The 4,255-nt window shown below is 69.2% G+C and carries 4 protein-coding genes and 1 pseudogene; all 5 read right to left on the minus strand.

Annotation, left to right across the window (positions count from 1 at the left end; genetic code table 11):
- Positions 1 to 323 (minus strand): annotated as a pseudogene (locus tag ACFWF3_RS26300) (RNA polymerase subunit sigma); the annotation flags it as partial.
- Positions 324 to 436: 113 nt separating this feature from the next.
- Positions 437 to 1,084 carry a fasciclin domain-containing protein gene (locus ACFWF3_RS26305; protein WP_378991992.1) on the minus strand — a complete coding sequence of 216 codons (648 nt, stop codon included), beginning with the start codon at positions 1,082 to 1,084 and terminating at the stop codon, positions 437 to 439.
- A gap of 120 nt (positions 1,085 to 1,204) precedes the next feature.
- The gene (locus ACFWF3_RS26310) at positions 1,205 to 2,122 is read right to left on the minus strand and encodes an alpha/beta fold hydrolase (protein ID WP_379315998.1); all 918 of its coding nucleotides are present in this window, start codon (positions 2,120 to 2,122) and stop codon (positions 1,205 to 1,207) included.
- 61 nt (positions 2,123 to 2,183) lie between these two features.
- Positions 2,184 to 3,494 (minus strand): cryptochrome/photolyase family protein, encoded by a 1,311-nt coding sequence (locus tag ACFWF3_RS26315; protein ID WP_379316000.1) that lies wholly within the window; start codon positions 3,492 to 3,494, stop codon positions 2,184 to 2,186.
- Positions 3,491 to 4,084: a lipocalin family protein gene (locus tag ACFWF3_RS26320; RefSeq protein ID WP_379316002.1), complete on the minus strand. Its 594-nt coding sequence runs from the start codon at positions 4,082 to 4,084 to the stop codon at positions 3,491 to 3,493. Before ACFWF3_RS26320 ends, ACFWF3_RS26315 begins: the two co-directional genes overlap by 4 nt.
- Positions 4,085 to 4,255 lie beyond the last annotated feature (171 nt).

Consider the following 4,255-nt stretch of genomic DNA (forward strand, 5'->3'; position numbering starts at 1 on the left):
CCCAGATCGACGAGGCGGCGCTCCACGAGCGTGACCGAAAGATCACCGAGGGGCTGCATGGCCCAGGACCCTTCCACCTCCTGAGCGATGTCCTCGGCGGCGCCGTGGTTGCGCACCACGCGGAGCGCGAGCCCGAACACCCGCGGGCTCGTGGCGCGGTAGAACTCGGCGAACGCCGCCCGATCGCCTGCCGCGACGTCGTCGAGCAGGTCGACCAGCTGCTGTTGGACGGCATGGTCGCGGCGGTCGCCCGTCGGGCAGGCCGGAGCGGGCTCGGTGACCGATCGCAGGTTGATCGGTGCGGAGCCGCGCCGGGCCGTCATCGGAGGGTCCCTGCTTGCATCAGCATGAGAGGGATTTCGGCCTGCCTTCGGGTTCGGATGGGCGCCGCCGGGAAATTTCCGCGGCGACGCCGGGAAAAGCGCCGTCGCCGTCATCACGCCGCGGGCGGCATGAGCACGCTGTCGATCATGTACACGGTGGCGTTCGCGGTGCGCACGCCACCGCAGATCACGTTCGCGTCGCCGACCTTCAACGTGTCACCCGAGCCGCTGACCGTCACGTCGGCGCCCTGGACAGTTTTGTGCGTGCCCGCGATGCTCTGCGGCGCGATCTGGCCCGGCACCACGTGATAGGTGAGGATCGAGGTGAGCGTAGCCGAGTCGGTCTTCAACGAGTCGATCGTAGCCGGATCGATCTTCGCGAACGCCGAGTCGACGGGCGCGAAGACGGTGAACTGGCCACCGTTGAGGGTGTCGACGAGATTGACGTCGGGATTGAGTTTGCCCGAGACCGCCGAGGTCAACGTGGTGAGCATCGGGTTGTTGGACGCGGCGACGGCGACCGGCTCTTGGGCCATCCCGCTGACCGAGCCGGGACCACTGGGAACCTGGGCGGCATATGCCGCGCAACCGGGCCCGACGAGGTCGGCGGCCGCGGACGCGCCGGTGGTCATCGGTGCCGACGTCATCGGCGCGGAGGAGCTCGCGGACGTGGTGCTCGAATCGTCGTCGGAACAGGCAGAGAGGCCGAGTGCCGAGCCGAGGAGCATCGCCGCAACGAGGGCTTTTGGCAAGGATCGCATGGTGGTTCCGTCACTTCCGTCGAGGCGGCGAGGTGCCGCGCAGATGTTGGATGCAACGGAGTTCGGCTGGCTCGGCGGTTCGGATTGCCGACCGTGGCCGTCGATATTCCCGACACGGTGTTAGCGCCCGGGCGTCGAACCGGACGACCCTCGTCCGACGGCGTCCTCGGCCACCGATTCCGGGTGGAGCACCAGCACGGCGGCGAGCAGTCGATCCCACGTGACGTCGGGAAGTTCGTGGCCGATGCCGGTCAGCGGGAGGAGATCGGCGCCGGGGATCTCGCGAGCCATGGCCTCTCCGTTGCCGTACGGAAAGAACGGGTCATCGGTGCCGTGCGCGACCAGGGTCGGCACGGCGATCTCGCCCAGACGTTCCCGCCACCGGTCGCCGGCCTCGACATATGCCAGGTTGAGCACACTGGAGGCCATGTCGGTGGTGCGGTCGACCATGTGGGTCGCGTGCCGGCGGGCCTGCAGTTCGTCGAATCCGTGTGTGCCCGCGCGTACCCGGGCCTGTTCCACGCCGTAGTCGATCACCGCCGCCCGGTCGGACCAGTCCGGGTGGGGTCTCTCGGTGAAGAACGCCATGATCCGGTCCGAGTGCTCGGGCAGATCCGGGTCCGCCGGGCCGGGGGCGGTCGGACGGGTGTTGATCAGCGTCAGGGCGGATACCCGATCGGGGTGGTCGAGGGCAGCGAGCTGACAGATCCATCCGGCCACCGAGAAACCCACCAGGTGGGCTCGCGGAAGTTCGAAGACATCCATCAGCCCGACGAGATCCGTCACCAGATCCCGGAGGCTGTAGTCGGGAGCGCCCGGCGCGGAGGCGGTCGACCGGCCGGTATCGCGAATGTCGTAGCGCAGCACGAACCGGCCCGCGTCGGCGAGCCGGTCGCAGAACCGGTCCTCCCAGAACAGTCTCGACGTGTTCGGCAGCAGCACCGGTGGATGGCGCCGGTCCCCGAAGGTGCTCACACACAGGTCGACGTCACCGACGGCGACCGTGTGCTCGGGCGATCCCTGACCATGAAGCGGCATGGCGACTCCTCTGCGGTTGCGTCTGTGGAAAAGACGATCTCCGCAGCCGGAATTCATCGGTCTAGCTGCCCACGCAGTCGATGATCGGCGCGGGATAGTCCGCCGGGTCGATGGCCGCGCGCCACGGTCGGTGAATGCTCGCACCGGGCAGGTGCGCCAACTCGGGCAGCCACCGCCGCACATAGACGCCGTCGGGGTCGTAGCGCTCGGCCTGGCGCAGCGGATTGAGGACCCGGTTGGGCCGGGTGTCGGTGCCCGTGCCCGCGACCCACTGCCAGTTGAGCTGATTGTTGGCGAGGTCGGCGTCGACGAGCCAGCGCAGGAAGTGGGCCGCGCCGACCCGCCAGTCCTGGCGCAGTGATTTGGCGAGAAAGCTCGCCGCGATCAGCCGTTCTCGCCCCGGCATCCAGCCTTCGGCACGGAGCTGCCGCATACCCGCGTCGACGATCGGGTAGCCGGTGCGCCCGTCTCGCCAGGCCGCGACGGCCTGTTCGTCGTCGGGGCCCGCGGCCACCCGCGTGCGGTAGTCCGACCAGGCGGCATCGGGACGGGCGGCGAGCACCTGATGGTGGAAATCGCGCCAGGCCAGTTGCCGGACGAAGGCGAGTCCGCCGTCGGTCGCCGTATCGACCCGGCGCACCACCTCGGTGGGGGACACGCACCCGAAGTGGAGGTACGGCGAGAGCCGGGAGGTGGCGTCGGCGGCGAGATCGTCGTTGTCACGGGCATAGCCGGTGATCGGGCCGTCGAGCCAGTCGTGCAGCAGCGCACGTCCGGTGGATTCCCCGCCGACCCGCAATTGCGGCGACGGTTGCCCGGAACCGAGATCCGTCGGCTCCGGCAGCGGCTCGCTGTGGATCGGCGGCACCGACAGCGAGCGGGGCGCGGGCAGCGGGGTGCGGCGGTGGGCCGCGCTCCAGCGCCGGAAATAGGGGGTGAAGACGGCGAAGTGATCGCGTCCGGTCGACGGGACGAGTTCGGCGGAGGTGGCTGTGACGGAACCGGAATGGCAGTGCACGACGATGTCGGGGTTGCGGCGCAGTGCCTGCTCGCGCTGCCTGCTGTAGCGGCTGACATCCTCGGCCAGGTGCACGCTCGTGGCGCCGGTCTCCTCGATCACGTGGTCGAGGACATCGGCCACCATGCCGCGGCGCACGACGAGCGGTCCGCCGAGCGAGCGCAGCTCCTTGTCGAGTTCGGCGAGTGCGGCGGCGAGGAAGTGCGCGCGGTTGGGCGGGCAGCGATCGGGCACCAGTACCTCGTCGACGACGAACAGCGGTACCACCCGGTCGGCTTCGCGAACGGCCGCGGTGAGTACCGGATTGTCGTGAACGCGCAGGTCGCGGGTGAACAGAGCGATCGCGACGCTCATCGTGCGCAGAGGGGCAGCACACCCTCGCGGCCGCCGGTCGTGGGTGAGGTGAGGTAGACGCACGGGTCCTGACCCGCGATTCTGATCGCCTCGTCGATCCGCTGCCAGGTGCTCTCGTCCAGGGCCGGGGTGCGGGAGAGGACGAAACCCGACAGTCTGCTCGGCGAGGTGACCAGGGCCCACGAGTAGTCCGGGCCGAGTGCGGTCACCAGGTAGTTGGTCGGTCCCTCACGCCCGTCCTGGCCGATGACGCCCGGAAATCTCACGTGCAGTTGCGCGTTCGTGACCGGGTCGTTCACGGTCGCGGTACCGCGGATCTCGTCGACGCCGCCACTCCAGGTGTGGCAGCGATTGTGGACGGCGATGTCGCCGCGCGCGTCGAGGCTGTAGTTCGCGGAGGTGTCGCGTGCGCAATTGAGGTTGAACACCTGCGGTACTGCCGCGAGCTGATGCCAATCGCCGAGATAGCGGTCGAGGTCCAGGCTCGGCACCGGTGCGGGTGGCTCGGCGGCCGCGGAGCCGGAGCCTGCCACGGTGAGGCCGGCGGCGATCAGCAAGGCGGTGGTCCACGGGCCGAATCGGGTGCGCACAGGAAACTCCTCGCGTAGTCGGTGTTCTTCCATGCTAACAGTAATTGATGCACTATTGATGCATGATGTGGACGGTTCAGCGGGTTGTCGGCTCGACGGGCAGGACCCGGCGCCGACGCGCGGAGGCCGGGCCGTGACACGCCTGCCGAGGCGTTCCGGGCAGAATGAGGC

This window comes from Nocardia sp. NPDC060220 (assembly GCF_042727815.1).
GTDB lineage: Bacteria > Actinomycetota > Actinomycetes > Mycobacteriales > Mycobacteriaceae > Nocardia.